General features: G+C 62.1%; 11 protein-coding genes and 1 pseudogene. All 12 read left to right on the top strand.

The window, feature by feature from the left end; translation table 11 throughout:
- Window positions 1–22: 22 nt before the first annotated feature.
- The 12 genes and pseudogenes from M1B34_RS01035 (at window position 23) to M1B34_RS00980 (ending at window position 16518) form a co-directional block, all read left to right on the top strand.
- Window positions 23–1300 (top strand): DUF3426 domain-containing protein, encoded by a 1278-nt coding sequence (locus M1B34_RS01035; protein WP_268264199.1) that lies wholly within the window; start codon window positions 23–25, stop codon window positions 1298–1300.
- A 196-nt stretch (window positions 1301–1496) separates the two neighbouring features.
- Window positions 1497–2510: a tRNA dihydrouridine synthase DusB gene (gene dusB, locus M1B34_RS01030; protein ID WP_123329737.1), complete on the top strand. Its 1014-nt coding sequence runs from the start codon at window positions 1497–1499 to the stop codon at window positions 2508–2510.
- Window positions 2507–2827, top strand: coding sequence for a DNA-binding transcriptional regulator Fis (gene fis, locus M1B34_RS01025; protein WP_007921650.1), 321 nt, complete (start codon window positions 2507–2509; stop codon window positions 2825–2827). The genes dusB and fis overlap by 4 nt, the downstream gene beginning before the upstream one ends.
- Before the next feature lie 82 nt (window positions 2828–2909).
- Complete coding sequence (gene purH / locus M1B34_RS01020) at window positions 2910–4517, top strand: bifunctional phosphoribosylaminoimidazolecarboxamide formyltransferase/IMP cyclohydrolase (RefSeq protein WP_123329735.1); 1608 nt, start codon at window positions 2910–2912, stop codon at window positions 4515–4517.
- A gap of 189 nt (window positions 4518–4706) precedes the next feature.
- Entirely contained in the window at window positions 4707–6002 is a 1296-nt protein-coding gene (gene purD, locus M1B34_RS01015; RefSeq protein ID WP_123329733.1) for a phosphoribosylamine--glycine ligase, read from the top strand.
- Between the two features lie 100 nt (window positions 6003–6102).
- A pseudogene (locus tag M1B34_RS01010) lies at window positions 6103–8894 on the top strand (hybrid sensor histidine kinase/response regulator).
- 14 nt (window positions 8895–8908) lie between these two features.
- Window positions 8909–9487: a hypothetical protein gene (locus M1B34_RS01005; RefSeq protein ID WP_268264198.1), complete on the top strand. Its 579-nt coding sequence runs from the start codon at window positions 8909–8911 to the stop codon at window positions 9485–9487.
- Window positions 9488–9657: 170 nt separating this feature from the next.
- The gene (locus M1B34_RS01000; protein WP_268262989.1) at window positions 9658–10254 is read left to right on the top strand and encodes a MarC family protein; all 597 of its coding nucleotides are present in this window, start codon (window positions 9658–9660) and stop codon (window positions 10252–10254) included.
- A gap of 234 nt (window positions 10255–10488) precedes the next feature.
- Window positions 10489–12558, top strand: a complete 2070-nt coding sequence (gene tssI, locus M1B34_RS00995) for a type VI secretion system tip protein TssI/VgrG (protein ID WP_268264197.1) — start codon at window positions 10489–10491, stop codon at window positions 12556–12558.
- Window positions 12555–13403, top strand: a complete 849-nt coding sequence (locus tag M1B34_RS00990; protein WP_268264196.1) for a DUF4123 domain-containing protein — start codon at window positions 12555–12557, stop codon at window positions 13401–13403. Before tssI ends, M1B34_RS00990 begins: the two co-directional genes overlap by 4 nt.
- Window positions 13400–14194 carry a hypothetical protein gene (locus M1B34_RS00985; protein WP_268264195.1) on the top strand — a complete coding sequence of 265 codons (795 nt, stop codon included), beginning with the start codon at window positions 13400–13402 and terminating at the stop codon, window positions 14192–14194. The genes M1B34_RS00990 and M1B34_RS00985 overlap by 4 nt, the downstream gene beginning before the upstream one ends.
- Window positions 14191–16518 (top strand): lipase family protein, encoded by a 2328-nt coding sequence (locus M1B34_RS00980; RefSeq protein WP_268264194.1) that lies wholly within the window; start codon window positions 14191–14193, stop codon window positions 16516–16518. The genes M1B34_RS00985 and M1B34_RS00980 overlap by 4 nt, the downstream gene beginning before the upstream one ends.
- Window positions 16519–16575 lie beyond the last annotated feature (57 nt).

The raw sequence follows: 16575 nt of genomic DNA, 5'->3' as shown, positions 1-16575 counted from the left end.
CTTGCCTAACCCGGATGGCCGCATGACCGACAGCTTCGTCACCCAGTGCCCGCATTGCCAAACCAGCTTCCGCGTCAGCCATGCTCAATTGAGCGTGGCCCGTGGGGTGGTTCGCTGCGGCTCATGCCTGCAGGTGTTCAACGCCGCACGGCAGTTGCTCGAGCAACGCGCTGGCAAGGAAGCCGTCGTCAACAGCCCCGCACCGGCAGCCACACCCGCGCCTGCGCCTGTTGTGCCCGTTGCGCCGCCAGCCGTCGCCGCGCCTGTACCGCAGCGGGCCATCAGCCAGAAGCAATGGTCGGCCTCTGAACTGGACCTGGACCACCTCGACCTCGACGAGGAGCTGGCCAAGCTGGAACAGCGAGAGATCCAGCCGGCCAAGAACTTTGGCCAGGAGCCGGGCAAGGGCGAATCCCTCAGCGCCCGCCGCGACTCGCCGGATGCCGACGAAGAACACTGGCCCGACAGCCGCCTGAGCGCCACCAGTGCCGAACACGACGAGCTGGCCGAAGTGCCGCTGCCGGTTGAAAGCAAAGCCCCGTCACCGGCGGTCGAGCCCATAAAGCCAGGCCGCACCGAGCCTTCGCTGTCCTTCAACCTCGACGACCTGGACGACGAGCCCAGGACACCCAAGTTGCAACTGGACGCCGAGTTGGAGCCCCTGGAGCACCACGCTCCCCTCAGCAGCGACACCGAGGTCGTGCCGGCCAGCCATCCGAAAACCCGTCGCGCCCGCAGCGAACCGGAAGTCCAGGACGATGTGCTGCAAGACCTGGAAGATGACCCCATTCACCTGGACTGGCAGCGGCGGCGCTCGCCCTGGGGCCGACGCCTGCTCTGGTGCCTGCTGATCCTGCTGGCCGCCTCCGGCCTGGCAGGCCAGTACATCGCCTATCACTTCGACGAACTGGCGCGCCAGGACCAGTACCGGCCGTGGTTCCAGCAGTTGTGCCCGGAACTGGGCTGCAAAGTGCCGTCGCGGGTGGATATCGCCCGAATCAAGAGCAGCAACCTGGTGGTGCGCAGCCATCCGGAGTTCAACGGAGCCTTGGTGGTGGACGCCATCATCTACAACCGTGCGCAGTTCACCCAGCCCTTCCCGCTGCTGGAACTGCGCTTCGCCGACCTCAATGGCCACCTGCTCGCCAGCCGCAGCTTCAAGCCCGGCGAGTACCTGGGTGGCGACCTTCAGGGGCAGACGGACATGCCCCCGCAGACGCCGATCCACATTGCCCTGGATATTCTTGATCCAGGACCGAAGGCGGTGAACTACAGTCTGAGCTTCCACTCACCCGAGTGAGCCGATTGCGCAGGCTGAAGGCCGAATGCGGATTGACGTCAGTTTTCTGAATCCAGGCGCCAGACAGAACCCTTGGCGATAACGGAATAACTGTTCAGATTTTATCCAATTCAGCCTTTATCCGGTCATCGAGAGCGGGTATCATGCCAACCCTTTTTCGAACTCTCATGATCCGGCCCCACAACAGGGAAGTCCTATGTCGGCGGTACGCATCGGCCCATATACATTGCCCAACGGCTTGATTCTCGCCCCGATGGCGGGGGTTACAGACCAGCCCTTTCGTCAGCTGTGCAAGCGATTGGGCGCCGGCCTTGTAGTTTCGGAAATGGTCACCAGCGACATGAGCTTGTGGAACAGCCGCAAGTCGCGGCTGCGAATGATCCACGAAGGCGATCCCGAGCCGCGCTCGGTGCAGATTGCCGGTGGCGATGCACAGATGCTGGCGGAGGCCGCCCGCGCCAACGTCGAGTTGGGTGCACAGATTATTGATATCAACATGGGTTGTCCGGCAAAGAAGGTCTGCAACAAGGCCGCCGGTTCCGCGTTGCTGAAAGACGAAGACCTGGTGAGGGAGATCCTGCATGCCGTCGTGGCAGCGGTTGATGTCCCGGTTACCCTGAAAATCCGCACCGGCTGGGACCGGGCGAACAAGAATGGCCTGACGGTGGCGAAGATCGCCGAACAGGCAGGCATCACGGCATTGGCGGTCCACGGTCGGACCCGCGCCGACCTGTACACCGGAGAAGCCGAGTACGACACCATTGCCGCGATCAAGCAGGCGGTGTCGATCCCGGTGTTCGCCAATGGCGATATCGACTCCCCTGAGAAGGCCCGGCGCGTGCTGCACGCCACCGGCGCCGACGGGCTGTTGATCGGCCGGGCCGCTCAAGGGCGGCCATGGATTTTTCGTGAGATCGAGCACTTTCTGCGGACCGGTGAAACCCTCCCGGCACCGGAACTGATCGAGGTGGAACGTATTCTGCTAGAGCACCTGGCCGCGCTGCATGCCTTCTATGGGGATGTCATGGGCGTACGCATTGCGCGCAAGCATGTGGGCTGGTATCTCGCAACCCTGCCGGGCGCCAGGGAGTTTCGCGCCCACTTCAATCGTTTGGAAGATACGGAAGCACAATGCGCCAACGTTCGTGAGTTCTTTGCCGAGCGTTACAAGAGCCTGGTGACAGGGGACGGAGAGGGGGTGGCCGCATGACGATGATGACCGAGACTTTAGTGAGTGGAACAGCACCCGTGAGCGACAACGTGAATTTGAAACAGCACCTCAATACGCCGAGCGAAGAAGGTCAGACCCTTCGCGGGAGTGTCGAGAAGGCGCTGCACAATTATTTCGCCCACCTTGAGGGCGCGGCCGTCACGGACGTGTACAACCTGGTGCTCTCCGAAGTCGAGGCTCCCTTGCTCGAAAGCGTGATGAACTACGTCAAGGGCAATCAGACCAAAGCCAGCGAGCTGTTGGGCCTGAACCGCGGCACCCTGCGCAAGAAACTCAAGCAGTACGATTTGTTGTAAGCATTCAATCAAACCAGAAAGGCGCCCGCGTAAAAAACGGTCGCCTTTTTTGCTGACTCCTTTGCTTTTGATGGAAATTGAGATGACCGACCAGACTACCCGCCTGCCGATCCGCCGCGCCTTGATCAGTGTGTCCGACAAGACCGGGATCCTCGAATTCGCCAAGGAGCTGGAAGCCCTGGGCGTGGAGATCCTCTCCACCGGCGGGACCTTCAAGCTGCTGCAGGACAACGGCGTGGCCGCAGTGGAAGTCGCGGATTACACCGGTTTTGCGGAAATGATGGACGGCCGGGTGAAGACCCTGCACCCGAAAATCCACGGCGGCATCCTCGGCCGTCGCGGCATCGACGACGCCATCATGAACGAGCACGGCATCAAGCCGATCGATCTGGTAGCGGTCAACCTGTACCCGTTCGAAGCCACCATCAACAAGCCAGGCTGCGACCTGCCGACCGCCATCGAGAACATCGATATCGGCGGCCCCACCATGGTTCGCTCGGCAGCCAAGAACCACAAAGACGTGGCCATCGTGGTGAACGCCAGCGACTACGCCAGCGTCTTGGAAGGCCTCAAGGCCGGCGGCCTGACCTACGCCCAGCGTTTCGACCTGATGCTCAAGGCGTTCGAACACACCGCCGCCTACGACGGCATGATCGCCAACTACATGGGCACCGTGAACCAGGCCGCTGAAACCCTCAGCACAGAAGGTCGCAGCGAATTCCCGCGCACCTTCAACAGCCAGTTCATCAAGGCCCAGGAAATGCGCTACGGCGAGAACCCGCACCAGAGCGCGGCGTTCTACGTAGAAGCAAAGCCGGCCGAAGTGGGCATCGCCACTGCGACCCAGCTGCAAGGCAAAGAGCTGTCGTTCAACAACGTGGCCGACACCGACGCCGCGCTGGAATGCGTGAAGAGCTTCGTCAAACCAGCCTGCGTCATCGTCAAGCACGCCAACCCGTGCGGCGTGGCCGTGAGCCCGGACGCTGAAGGCGGTATCCGCCAGGCGTACGAACTGGCCTACGCCACCGACACCGAGTCGGCCTTCGGCGGCATCATCGCCTTCAACCGCGAACTGGATGCTGAAACCGCCAAAGCCATCGTCGAGCGTCAGTTCGTCGAAGTGATCATCGCCCCGTCGGTGAGCGAAGAAGCCCGCGCCATCGTCGCCGCCAAAGCCAACGTGCGCCTGCTGGCCTGTGGCGAGTGGTCGGCTGACCGCGCTGCGGCCTGGGACTACAAGCGCGTCAACGGCGGCCTGCTGGTCCAGAGCCGTGATATCGGCATGATCAGCGCCGATGACCTGAAAGTCGTGACCAAACGCGCCCCGACCGAGCAAGAGATCAATGACCTGATCTTCGCCTGGAAAGTCGCCAAGTACGTTAAATCCAACGCCATCGTCTACGCCAAGAACCGCCAGACCATCGGTGTCGGCGCCGGCCAGATGAGCCGCGTGAACTCCGCCCGCATCGCCGCCATCAAGGCCGAGCACGCCGGTCTGCAGGTCGCTGGTTCGGTCATGGCCTCCGACGCATTCTTCCCGTTCCGCGACGGCCTGGACAATGCCGCCAAGGTCGGCATCACCGCCGTGATCCAGCCAGGCGGTTCGATGCGTGATGCAGAGGTGATTGCCGCTGCCGACGAAGCCGGCATTGCTATGGTCTTCACCGGCATGCGTCACTTCCGGCACTGATACGACAACGGTCGCACTGACACCGGCATCTGCTGCGTTGGAGCCCATCCCGATGATGCTCATTGCCAACAGGCAACTGCGCTCATCGAGATGGGCTCCGCCTTGCATCTACCGGCGTCATTGCAACCTCCTATGGCGTGAAGCGCTCTAGGTTCTAAAACAGAATTAGCGTCATCCGAGGTTTTTGAAATGAATGTACTGATCATCGGTAGCGGCGGTCGTGAACACGCCCTGGCCTGGAAAGTCGCTCAGGACCCACGGGTCGAAAAAGTATTCGTGGCCCCCGGCAACGCCGGCACCGCCATCGAAGCCAAGTGCGAGAACGTTGCCATCGACGTCCTGGCCCTGGAGCAGTTGGCGGATTTCGCCGAGAAGAATGTGTCCCTGACCATCGTTGGCCCGGAAGTGCCGCTGGTGGCCGGTGTGGTCGACCTGTTCCGCGAGCGCGGCCTGGATTGCTTCGGCCCGACCGCTGGCGCCGCCCAGCTGGAAGGTTCGAAAGCCTTCACCAAGGATTTCCTGGCACGCCACAAGATCCCGACCGCCGATTACCAGAACTTCACCGAGATCGAGCCGGCCCTGGCTTACCTGCGTGAAAAAGGCGCACCGATCGTGATCAAGGCCGACGGCCTGGCCGCCGGTAAAGGCGTGATCGTCGCCATGACCCTGGCCGAAGCCGAAGACGCCGTGCGCGACATGCTGGCTGGCAACGCTTTCGGCGAAGCCGGTTCCCGCGTGGTGATCGAGGAATTCCTCGACGGCGAAGAAGCCAGCTTCATCGTCATGGTCGACGGCAAGAACGTACTGCCGATGGCCACCAGCCAGGACCACAAACGCGTCGGCGACGGCGACACCGGCCCGAACACCGGCGGCATGGGTGCCTACTCCCCGGCCCCTGTGGTCACGGCCGAAGTGCATCAGCGGGTCATGGACCTGGTGATCTGGCCGACCGTGCGCGGCATGGCCGACGAAGGCAACGTCTACACCGGCTTCCTTTACGCCGGTCTGATGATCGACAAGGCCGGCAACCCGAAAGTCATCGAGTTCAACTGCCGCTTCGGCGATCCGGAAACCCAACCGGTGATGCTGCGCCTGCAATCGAGCCTGGTGCTGCTGGTGGAAGCGGCCTTGGCCCAGGCATTGGATAAAGTCGAGGCACAGTGGGACCCACGCCCAAGCCTGGGCATCGTCCTGGCAGCCGGTGGCTACCCGAGCGACTACGCCAAAGGTGACGTGATCCAGGGGCTGGACGCGGCTGCTGCACTGGAAGGCAAAGTCTTCCACGCGGGCACCGCCCTCAAGGACGGCCAGGTGGTCACTTCCGGCGGCCGCGTGCTTTGCGCCACCGCACTGGGCAACAGCGTCGACGCCGCCCAACAGCAGGCGTACCAGCTGGCAGCCAAGATCGACTGGCCGGGTTGCTTCTACCGCAAGGATATCGGCTACCGCGCCATTGCCCGTGAACGTGGCGACAACCAGGAGTAAGCTCAGCCCTGGTCATCGGCAAGGGCCCCTGGCCCTTGCCGCGCGGTTATGGTGCCGCGCATAGTTATAATCAGGCATCAACCAACGAAGGGATCTCGCCGTGCGCTGGCTCAGGAATGCCGTAGGCTTCGCTGTCACCCTGTTGACCCTGCTCTGCTTGCATACGGCCCAGGCCGCTCAAGGCAGTGGCTGGTCGGTATTGCTCGACGAACAGGCCGACCTGCAGCTCAGTGATATCCGCTCCGCACGCTACATCAACCAGTTCAGCCCCATCGAACTGGACAAGCTGACCGCCGCCGACCCCGATGGCGCCCTGTGGTTACGCTTCAAACTGCAACCGGGCCAACATGAACAGCTGCTGCGCATCTTCGCGCCGGACCTGTCGCGCCTGAACCTGTATGTGCTCGACGGCGACAAGCTGATCGCACAACAGAACGCCGGCACTGCCCCCCCCAGACCGATACTCCCCTGCTGCCCAGCAGCGACTTGATGCTGCCGCTGCCGCAAAGCCAGAAAACCCTGGACGTCTACCTGCGCCTGGTCTCCGACCACCAGTTACGGCCTTACATTACCCTGGAGGCGGCGGTGAGCAGTGCCGCCAACCAGAGCCAGACGCTGATCTATGGCCTGCTGTTCGGCTGCCTGGCGATGCTGATCCTGCACAACCTCACGCGCTATGCCTACACCCGCTCCAGAAGCAGCCTGTGGCTGGCGGCCTGTGAAATCCTGCTGTCCCTCAGCCTGCTGATGCTGCTCAACCTGCTCAGCCCCTGGATGCCGAGCATGTCGGCCCTGCAAACACCCGGGGCCTATCTGGCGCTGTTGCTCACCGCGCCCTGCGGCCTGATGTTCGCCTACCGCTACTTCGCGCCCCTGGGCCCGCACCCGCTGAACCGCCTGCTGCTGGGGGATATTCTGCTGGTCGGCCTGTGCAGCCTGCTGTTGCTGTTTGTCAGCACCCTGCCGCTGAACATCATCACCTACGCCCTGGTGGCCCTCGCCGGCCTGAGCATGCTCTTCGTCGGCGCCTACCACTGGCACAAGGGCTATCGTCCGGCCCGCCTGTTCGTCTTGGCCATGGTGATCTTCAACCTCGGCACCCTGGTGATTCTCCCGGCGCTGCTGGGCCTGACCCTGGTTTCGCCGCAAGGGCTGATCATCACCCTGCTCTGCGTGATCTGCGTCAGCGGCCTGTTGATGAGCATCGCCCTGGGTGAACGCCAGCGCAGCATCACCGAAAACCGCTTCAGCGAAAGCCGTGACCTGGCGGCCAGCAATGCCGAGGTCAACGCCAAGGCCGAGTTCCTGGCCAAGATCAGCCATGAGATCCGCACACCGATGAACGGCGTGCTGGGCATGACCGAACTGCTGCTGGGCACGCCGTTGTCGGTCAAGCAACGGGACTACGTGCAGACCATCCACAGCGCTGGCAATGAACTGCTGACCCTGATCAACGAGATCCTCGACATCTCCAAGCTGGAGTCCGGGCAGATCGAACTGGACGACGTGCAGTTCGACCTCAACGCCTTGATCGAAGACTGCCTGAGCATCTTCCGCGCCAAGGCCGAGCAGCAGAACGTCGAGCTCATCAGTTTTATCCAGCCCCAGGTCCCGCGGGTCATCAGTGGCGACCCCACGCGCCTGCGCCAGGCGCTGCTGAGCCTGCTGGAAAACGCCCTGAAGAAGACCGACGAAGGCGAAGTGCTGATCGTGGTCGCCCTCGACGAACGCAGCAGCAAACCGCGCCTGCGCATCGCGGTGCAGGACAGCGGCCAGCCGATGGACGCCGAAGAGCGTGACGCCCTGCTGCACACCGAACTGCACAGCAAGAACTTCCTCGCCGCCACGCGGCTGGGTGGCAACCTGGGCCTGGTGATCGCTCGGCAACTGGTGCTGTTGATGCACGGCGAGTTCGGCATCAAAAGCAGCGCCAACCAGGGCAGCACCCTGTGGCTGACCCTGCCCCTGGACCCGGAGCGCCTGGAGCACCCGACCGCCGACCTCGATGGCCCGCTGCAAGACGCCCGGGTGCTGGTGGTGGACGACAACGACACCTGCCGCAAGGTCCTGGTGCAGCAATGCAGCGCCTGGGGCCTGAACGTCAGTGCCGTGCCATCGGGCAAGGAAGCCCTGGCCCTGCTGCGGACCAAGGCGCACCTGCGGGACTACTTCGACGTGGTGCTGCTGGACCAGAACATGCCCGGCATGACCGGCATGCAGCTGGCGGCGAAGATCAAGGAAGACCCAAGCCTGAACCACGACATCCTGCTGATCATGCTCACCGGCATCAGTAACGCGCCGAGCAAGGTCATCGCCCGCAATGCCGGGATCAAGCGCATCCTCGCCAAGCCCGTGGCCGGCTACACCCTCAAGACCACCCTGGCCGACGAACTGAACCAGCGCAACAAGGGCCAGGCCGCGGCGACTTCCTCGCCTGCCAGCGTGGTCCAGGCGGCCGCTGAAGCGGTCGCCGTGCCCAGCGACTTCCGCATCCTGGTGGCCGAAGACAACAGCATCTCCACCAAAGTCATCCGCGGCATGCTCGGCAAGCTCAACCTGCAACCCGACACCGCCAGCAACGGCGAAGAGGCCCTGCAGGCGATGAAGGCCCAGCGTTACGACCTGGTGCTGATGGACTGCGAAATGCCGGTGCTCGACGGTTTTTCCGCCACCCAGCAACTGCGGGCGTGGGAAGTCGGCAACCAGCGGATCCGCACCCCGGTGGTGGCCCTGACCGCGCACATCCTCGCCGAACACAAGGAGCGCGCGCGCCAGGCCGGCATGGATGGGCACATGGCCAAGCCGGTGGAACTCTCGCAGCTGCGCGACCTGGTTGAGCACTGGGTGGCACAGCGCGACCTGCGTGACCGCGCGCCCGCGCAAACCACCTGAACCGGCCGGGCCCCATGATCGAACTGGACATCAGCCACGCCTTCGGCGCCATCGACTACGCCAATGCCGGCGGGCTGACCACCTACATCGACATCGGGCTGAACGAGGCCCTGCTTGAGCACTTCAATTTCACCCTGTTCAACATTGTCCTCAACCGCCTCGACGATCCGGTGATCGACAGCCTGGCGCAACAAGCGCCGGACTGGGTGCCGCCAGCGGACGACGACAGTTTTCTGATTGTGCAAAAGGCCGAGGTGCACTTCGAACAGGTCAAGGGCTACGAGTCGTCACTGACCGTCGACATCGAGGGCCACCGGCACAGCATCGACAAGGCCTGGGGCCAGCCCCTGGAAACCGGTGACCGGATCTATGACATTGGCGGCCGCCTCAGCGTCGGCCCCGGCCTGACCCTTAACCTGGCGGTGATCTGCAACGCCACGGTCAGCCTGCGCTTTGCCCGGGAAGACTGTGTGTACGTCGAAGACTACCCAGCGTTCCTCACCCACATGCACGAGCTGAACAGCGCCATGAGCACACGCCAGCACTCCCCGGCCGCCCCCTGTTCGACATTGATTTCCGCAACCGCCACCTGAACTCGGACTGGGAACGCGGCTACAGCCTCTACTCCGGCCCGGCGACACCCGAACACGTCAGTTAAAGCGCCTGGCCCAAGGCCGAAGCCAGCCTCGTACCGGCCGAGCCGACAGCATGCGCGGCGCCTGTTAAACTCCCGCTCGCCCTTTCCTCGCTGTGAGCTCCCACCATGCTCCACGTGTTGTTCAGCGTTTACCTGAAGATGTTGGTGCTCTACAGCCCCTTCTTCGTCCTGTCGTGTTTTATCAGCCTGACCCGCGGTTACTCCAGCAAGGAGCGCCGACGCCTGGCCTGGAAAGTTGCCCTGGCGACCCTGGTGTCCAGCGTGCTGCTGTACCTGTTCGGCCGAGTGATTTTCAGCGTTTTCGGCATCACCGTGGACGCCTTCCGCATCGGTGCCGGCAGCGTGCTGTTCATCTCCGCCCTGGGCATGGCCCAAGGCAAATCGGCGGTGCAGACCGACAATGTGCAGCAAGACGTGACCATCGTGCCGTTGACCATTCCCCTGACCGTCGGCCCCGGGACCATCGGCGCCTTGCTGGTCATGGGCGTCAGTCAGCCGCACTGGGACGACAAACTGATGGCTATCGTCAGCATCGCCCTGGCCAGCTTCACTGTCGGCGTGGTGCTCTACCTGTCCAACCGCATCGAACGCATCCTCGGCGAACAAGGCCTGCAAATCGTCAGCCGCCTGATGGGGCTGTTCGTCTGCGCCCTGGCCGCGCAGATCATCTTTACCGGGGTGCGCGGGTACTTGGTGCCTTAATCCGCCAGCGCCCTGGTACCGGTCAGGGCACCAGCCCCTCTCAGCCCCGCCGTCTAACGGCGAGGGCGCCCCCCTCGTTTCTTACTGCAGCATTAGCGACCTTTCCGCGGGACTTTCAGAATCCCCCTGTAGCCGGTGCTCTGCCCTCCTCCCTAGCATGACCCCCTCATTCTTCCTTGGCATCGGCGCCGTCCCGAACGCCTTTGTCGACCTTCACCGCTGAAGGACTAGCGTATGTTCGCGCCGGCTGGCTCCGCCTATTTCGACCTGCTGATTCCCTCAATTCGCCACGACTTCAAGGTACTGGCCTTTGACGGTATCGAAGCCCTCAGCAGCCTGTACGCCATCCATATCGAACTGGTCAGCGAAAACCCGAATATCGACCTGGAGCCCCTGCTGCGTCAGCCGGCATTTCTTCGTTTTGGCCCCAAGGGCGAAGGCCTGCACGGGCGGATCGAAGACATTGCCGCCGGGGCGTCTGGCAGGCGCCTGAGCCACTATCACCTGCGGCTGGTGCCGGTGCTGCACTACCTGCAGTTCAGCCACAACCAGCGAATTTTCCAACATCAGAGCGTGCCGCAGATCGTGGCCCAGGTGCTTCAGGGCCACGGCATCCAACCAGATGTGTTTGCCTTTCATGTGCCCAGCGCCCCTGAGCGCGAGTACTGCACCCAATACGCCGAAAGCGATTTCGAATTCATCCAGCGCCTGTGCGCCGAAGAAGGCATCGCCTGGCACCACCAGCACTCGGCGGACAATCATCTGCTGGTGTTTAGCGACAATCAGACCGCCTTCCCGACACTCGACACAACGCCTTACCAACCTGGCAGCGGGCAGGTCGCCGACGGCCCGACCGTCAAGCGTTTCGCCCAGCGGTTCAGCACCCGCCCCCAAGCCGTCACCCGCCGCGACTATGACGTGCAGCGGCCCAATCGGCTGCTGGAAAGGACCCACAGCGTCGTATCGGGGCCGGCGCTTGAGGACTATCGCTACCCACTGCCGCTGCCCACCGAGGCGCGCGGTCAACAGCAGGTCCAGCGAGCCCTGGAAAGTCACCGTGTCGACTATCAGTTGGCCGAAGGCGAGAGCGGCCAGCCGACCCTGCGCAGCGGCCACTTCTTCACCTTGAGCGATCACCCGCGCAACGCCTGCAATGACCTGTGGCTGCTGCTCAGTGTTCATCACCGCGGCAAGCAGCCCCAGGTCCTCGAAGAAGCCCTCGATACCAGCGCCCCTGACGGCTTTACCCAGGGTTACCACAACCATTTCAGCGCCATTCCCTGGGACGTGTTGTTCCGCCCGCCGCTGCCCCCGCGCCGACCGGTGCTGGTGAGCCAGACCGCACGGGTGACAGGGCCGCCGGGCGAAGAGATTTTTTGCGATGCCCTGGGCCGGGTCCGGGTCGAGCTGCCCTGGGACCGCACGGAACTCAACAGCGATAAAAGCAGTTGCTGGTTGCGGGTGTCATCCAGCTGGGCCGGGGACAATTTTGGTGCCGTGAGCATTCCCCGCATCGGCATGGAAGTGGTGGTGACCTACCTGGAAGGCGACCCCGATCAGCCTTTGATCACCGGGTGCGTGGCCAACACCGCCACCCCTGTGCCGTACACCCTGCCGGAAAACCACAGTAAAACCGTTCTGCGCAGCCACAGCACACCCAACAGTGGCGGCTACAACGAGCTGATGCTCGAAGACCGAGCCGGGCAGGAAAAAATCTTCCTGCGGGCACAACGGGATCTTGAGCACCTGATCCTCAACGACAGCACCACCACCATCGGCCATTCGCGCCACGAACAGATCACCCAGGACAGCCACAGCCTGATCGGCAACAACCGCCACGAACAGGTCGACGGCCATAGCTCAAGCCTGATCCAGGGCAACGAAACCCACACCACCCAAGGCGTGCGCAACACCGTGATTGCCGGCCATGAATGGCTGTCCATCGATGGCAACGCCAGTACCCATGTCGACGGCAGCCTGGTGCTACAGGCCGGCACCCAGGCTCGGCTCACCGCCGCCCACGTGGTGATCGATGCCGGCACGAGCCTGACCCTCAAGGCCGGCGGCCAGCACCTGGTCATCAACCCGGGCGGGATTTTCAGCAGCGAGCCGGTGGTGCTGGGCGGTGCGCCGATGGCCGGTGTCGCGCCGCAGCAAGCCCTGGAATCGCTGGCCGGCGCCCCCCAGGCAATCATCGACAACCCACTGTCCATCATGAGTGCGAGCAAGCAACAGGCCGTGGATTTCTGCCCGCTGTGTGAAGCCTGCCGCAATGGTCTGTGTGACCTCGGAGAACGTGCATGAAAAGCGTGGAGCAATGGCTATATGAACAAGTCCGGCTAGGGCGCGGCCTCTACCTGGTGCTGGACTCCGATGGGGCGCTTGACGCCCGCGATGCCCTGATCGCCGAGGTGGGCCACGAGCGCTACCGCGCGGTGTATCGCAGTACCCCAGCTCATTCGCTGGCCAGCGCAGGGCCTTATCTGTTTCAACTTGATCGGGCAGCCCCTCACTTGCTCGCGGCCCTGCTCAAGGCGCCTGAAGCCGATTGGGGATGGTTGGCCACCGCCCCGGCCACCGAACTTGATGCCCTGACCCAACATTGGCGCGACCGATTGGTGGTCGGCGAGCCACCCCATCAATGCCTTTACCGCTTTCATGACAACCGTGTGCTGGGACGGGCCTTGGCCCATATGCCAGCCGAACACCATCCAGGCTACCTGGGGCCCATCGCCAGCGTGTGCTACTGGCAGGCCGAACAATGGAACGTCCACGACAACCCGGCCCCGGGCACGCACCCGGTGCCGCCTGAGCCGCAGTGGCTGAACATCCCCACGCCGCAAGCCACCTACACCGCCGTGCAGTTCGACAACATCAGGCGTTACCTCATGCGCGAGCACACAGACCTGCTGGCGGCGCTTGCCGAACACCAAGACATCGACACCTGGCTGCGCACCCAACTCGACCTGGCCACAACCTGGAATTGGCAGGCACCTGATGCCCTCTATTTCCTTCTGACCCAAAGCCTGCGAGCCGCGGATTACACACTGCCGACATTCTGGCTGCCCCGACCTGGCGAAACCCCTGAGCAACACATTGAACGTGTTCGTCAAGAAGCCCTGTATTGGCAGGGGAGCGGCCCCTTATGAACAGCTTTATTCAACGCTGGCTGTTCATCGGCTACCTGGCTTTGGCAACAGGCTGTTCGGCCATGGGCACCTCCGACAGTTTTACCTTGAGCGCGGACTTGCCGCCGGACTTCACTTACGAAGCCACCGCCATCTATGTACCGGCCCAAGGTGAAACCTGCAGCGTACCTGGCGGCAAAAACACACGGATGGGTATCAACAGAACGTGGCAGAAAGAGTACCAACGCGACTCCAAAATAGTGCTGCACAGAACAGTGAGTGGTTGTCGGTTGGCACTGCAGTCCGTCGAGTTTTATATCAACGCTACATATGGCAAGGATTGGGGAGACGTTGCCCGAGACTTTGGAAAGGTCCATGTGAGTGACCACTTGGATGACCGAGATAAAGGCACATTCAACGCTGTCGGTGAAAGCCAGGTGTCGGGGCGTTGCCAGTTGCTGTTTCGGACATCAGGCGGTTTACGGCGAATTGTAAAAATCCTGACCTGCACAAACACCGATGCACAGGGCAACCCGACCTTAGGTCATCCATTTGCGGCCTACACCCTGGACCAACTACCGGGAAAAACCGTGCGTTTGAAAATCAAGTTAGCGGCTGAGGAAAAACCAGGCTGGGGAGATACGTGGGTCAAAGTACCCGGAGGTTGGAAACGTTGCATGGGTAAAAGCTTCGAGGATCAACGTGCTTACTGCAACGGTAATTACATCGACTTCAGCACCTTCCAAATGCCTGATGGCCGTATCTGCAGCATCTACCCAGGGTGTACTGAAAACACGGAGGTGAGCCCATGAACTTTAAAACACTACCCGCCGCTGACGGCCCTTCCATGGAGGGCCGTATATACACTTGCCCCTTGCGCGGTCAGCAGACCAGTTTTCAACTGGTGGACGAGTTCGGTGACGGCAAGCCTTATGCAGGTTTGGCTTATGAAGTAACCGATTATGAAAACGTCACCTATACCGGCAGGCTTGATATCGATGGTGTGGGGCGCTTGGAGGACCACTACTGCGGACCCGTCCTGCTCACGATAAACCAGCTTTATCAGGGTTCCTTGGAGCCCTATAAGGATTTAAAAAGCAGACCACACTACCCACTCCCCATCACCGAACTGCAAGTCCGCGCCGAAAGCACTCGTTTCTTCAACAACAGCGGTGCCCGCACGCGGAGCAACCCCGCACAGGACAGAGCTGATAGTTTCTATCAGGTTGAGGTCAGTGAGCTGGTGGAGCACGACGCCCATTTGCCGCTGATGGTCGAACGGCATTTCCCACCCAACCAACATGTGTACTCACTGTTTCGACTTCCGCCCCAGCCCAAGGGCTCGAAGATCAAGCCTACGGGCTACCTCGACGGTGGAGCACCACCGGACGGGATCACGACCGATCGGACGCTGGTTGACCAGGACTTTATCTCTCCGCCATCCAGGGTGGCGGGCATTGCTCTGCTGCCCAACCGCCATCACGTGCTGGAGGTAAGGCCGTTGCGGGCCTTGCGGCCAATGCTGTCGACCGATGCCAAGTTTTGCGCACTTAACCTCTACCAACTGGCGGTGCTGACGACCCTGAGTTACAGCAACTTTGACCAGGCACCTCGCACGCAACCGGTGGAAAGCGCGCGTGTGGGGTTTCCCGTGCAGCCCAGCAGCGGCAACTGGTTTGGCGCAGTGCTGCCAGCCTTTGACGAACTGTGGCAGGTGGATGCGGCGCAGGCTGGGGGCAAGGCCTATTACCCGCTGTATGAGGACGTGCCCTACTCGAGGCGCCTGGAAATTATCCCGTTCGACCCGGAGCTGTACCCGCAGGTCAATCATCCGAGCCTGGGAAATGCGCAGGAACATCCGGAGAGGATTCACTTTTTTGATGACCGTCTGGATGAAGGCGGCACCGATACCCAGGCCTATATCACCCATCACGATGAGCTGATTTTGCTTGCCGTGCGTGGCACGGCCGAAATGCCCGATGTATTCCGCGATATGGACGCTGAGCAAGTACCTTTCGAGGAGGGCGACGGCAAGGTGCATAACGGCTTTTATGGCGCAGCCAAAGCACTTAGGAGCTTTGTTACCGACTATTTGGATAAATTCTACAGCGGACAAAAACTCGTCATTACAGGACACAGCCTGGGTGGCGCAGTGGCGCTCATACTCTCCGAAATGCTTCGGCGCAGGACAGGTTTCACTTATGACATCCTGCTCTACACCTACGGCAGCCCAAGGGCCGGCGATACCGATTTTGTCAAAGGTGCCAAGGCGCTGCTACACCACCGCATAGTCAATCACCACGACCCGGTGCCGAGCGTGCCGGCAACCTGGATGAGCACCTCCAAGCCCAAGCAGCTCGCAGCGCGAGGCTCGGTTCTGGTGCTGGATGCGCCGGTTGGCTTGACGTTGTTTATTTCAGGCCTGATCAACTTTACCGGCGAACCCTATGCCCACCATGGCCAGTTGCAGCACTTTCAGCCGGTGGACTTTGGCACAGGGCACAGGTCGGCGATGCTCTGGGCGCCGGGCTGTAGCACCATCCTCGATCAGGGCTGTGCCAGGGTGCTGCAGGAGATCGACGGTTTGCCGGTGCGCGGCTCGCTGCTTCGGCAACTGGTGGACAACGTTGATCACAAGATGATCGATAGCTACATCCCCAACTGTTGGGCCACCCTGCGCCGTTGGCAGGAGTCACAGGAGTTCACACGTAACCTGGTGACCGAGCGTGAATTCGACTGGGTCGATCGGGCATTGATCCGCATCACTCAACAGCTGCGCGACTTGGGGCGGAGCCAGGCGGCGCGGCCCGATGCCTATCTCAACGCTCACGAGCGGGTCATGGCAAGGCAACGGATTACTCAGGAAATCGACCGTCTGCATACAACCCGTCAACGCCTGCTTGAGTTGAGCGCTACCAGGGTCAGCGAGCGCGATGTATACGGCACTTTCGCCGGTCAGCCGACCTTGCTGGCAGAGGGCTTGCCACACTGGAGAGCGCACGCGGAAAACACCGCGCTGGAGCAACTGGCGATGATTCCACCGCCCGCTGACGACCCTGATCAGGCGATCGCTGAGTTGATCGGGGGTTATGTCATCGGGGCGCCCCGGGAGCTGGATATCGACTCGTACACTTAGGCCAGGGTGTGGGCTACACCTGGGACGACTCCGATTACTTTTACCGTGCCAGCCATT

It is taken from the genome of Pseudomonas morbosilactucae (genome assembly GCF_023241715.1).
In the GTDB taxonomy this organism is placed as follows: Bacteria; Pseudomonadota; Gammaproteobacteria; order Pseudomonadales; family Pseudomonadaceae; genus Aquipseudomonas; species Aquipseudomonas morbosilactucae.
This window is presented reverse-complemented; position numbering and strand designations above follow the sequence as displayed.

What these genes read in the sequence shown, in the direction of transcription:
- M1B34_RS01035 (WP_268264199.1), top strand. Translation starts at nt 23, where the DNA reads ATGACCGACAGCTTCGTCACCCAGTGCCCGCATTGCCAAACCAGCTTC.
- dusB (WP_123329737.1), top strand. Translation starts at nt 1,497, where the DNA reads ATGTCGGCGGTACGCATCGGCCCATATACATTGCCCAACGGCTTGATT.
- fis (WP_007921650.1), top strand. Translation starts at nt 2,507, where the DNA reads ATGACGATGATGACCGAGACTTTAGTGAGTGGAACAGCACCCGTGAGC.
- purH (WP_123329735.1), top strand. Translation starts at nt 2,910, where the DNA reads ATGACCGACCAGACTACCCGCCTGCCGATCCGCCGCGCCTTGATCAGT.
- purD (WP_123329733.1), top strand. Translation starts at nt 4,707, where the DNA reads ATGAATGTACTGATCATCGGTAGCGGCGGTCGTGAACACGCCCTGGCC.
- M1B34_RS01005 (WP_268264198.1), top strand. Translation starts at nt 8,909, where the DNA reads ATGATCGAACTGGACATCAGCCACGCCTTCGGCGCCATCGACTACGCC.
- M1B34_RS01000 (WP_268262989.1), top strand. Translation starts at nt 9,658, where the DNA reads ATGCTCCACGTGTTGTTCAGCGTTTACCTGAAGATGTTGGTGCTCTAC.
- tssI (WP_268264197.1), top strand. Translation starts at nt 10,489, where the DNA reads ATGTTCGCGCCGGCTGGCTCCGCCTATTTCGACCTGCTGATTCCCTCA.
- M1B34_RS00990 (WP_268264196.1), top strand. Translation starts at nt 12,555, where the DNA reads ATGAAAAGCGTGGAGCAATGGCTATATGAACAAGTCCGGCTAGGGCGC.
- M1B34_RS00985 (WP_268264195.1), top strand. Translation starts at nt 13,400, where the DNA reads ATGAACAGCTTTATTCAACGCTGGCTGTTCATCGGCTACCTGGCTTTG.
- M1B34_RS00980 (WP_268264194.1), top strand. Translation starts at nt 14,191, where the DNA reads ATGAACTTTAAAACACTACCCGCCGCTGACGGCCCTTCCATGGAGGGC.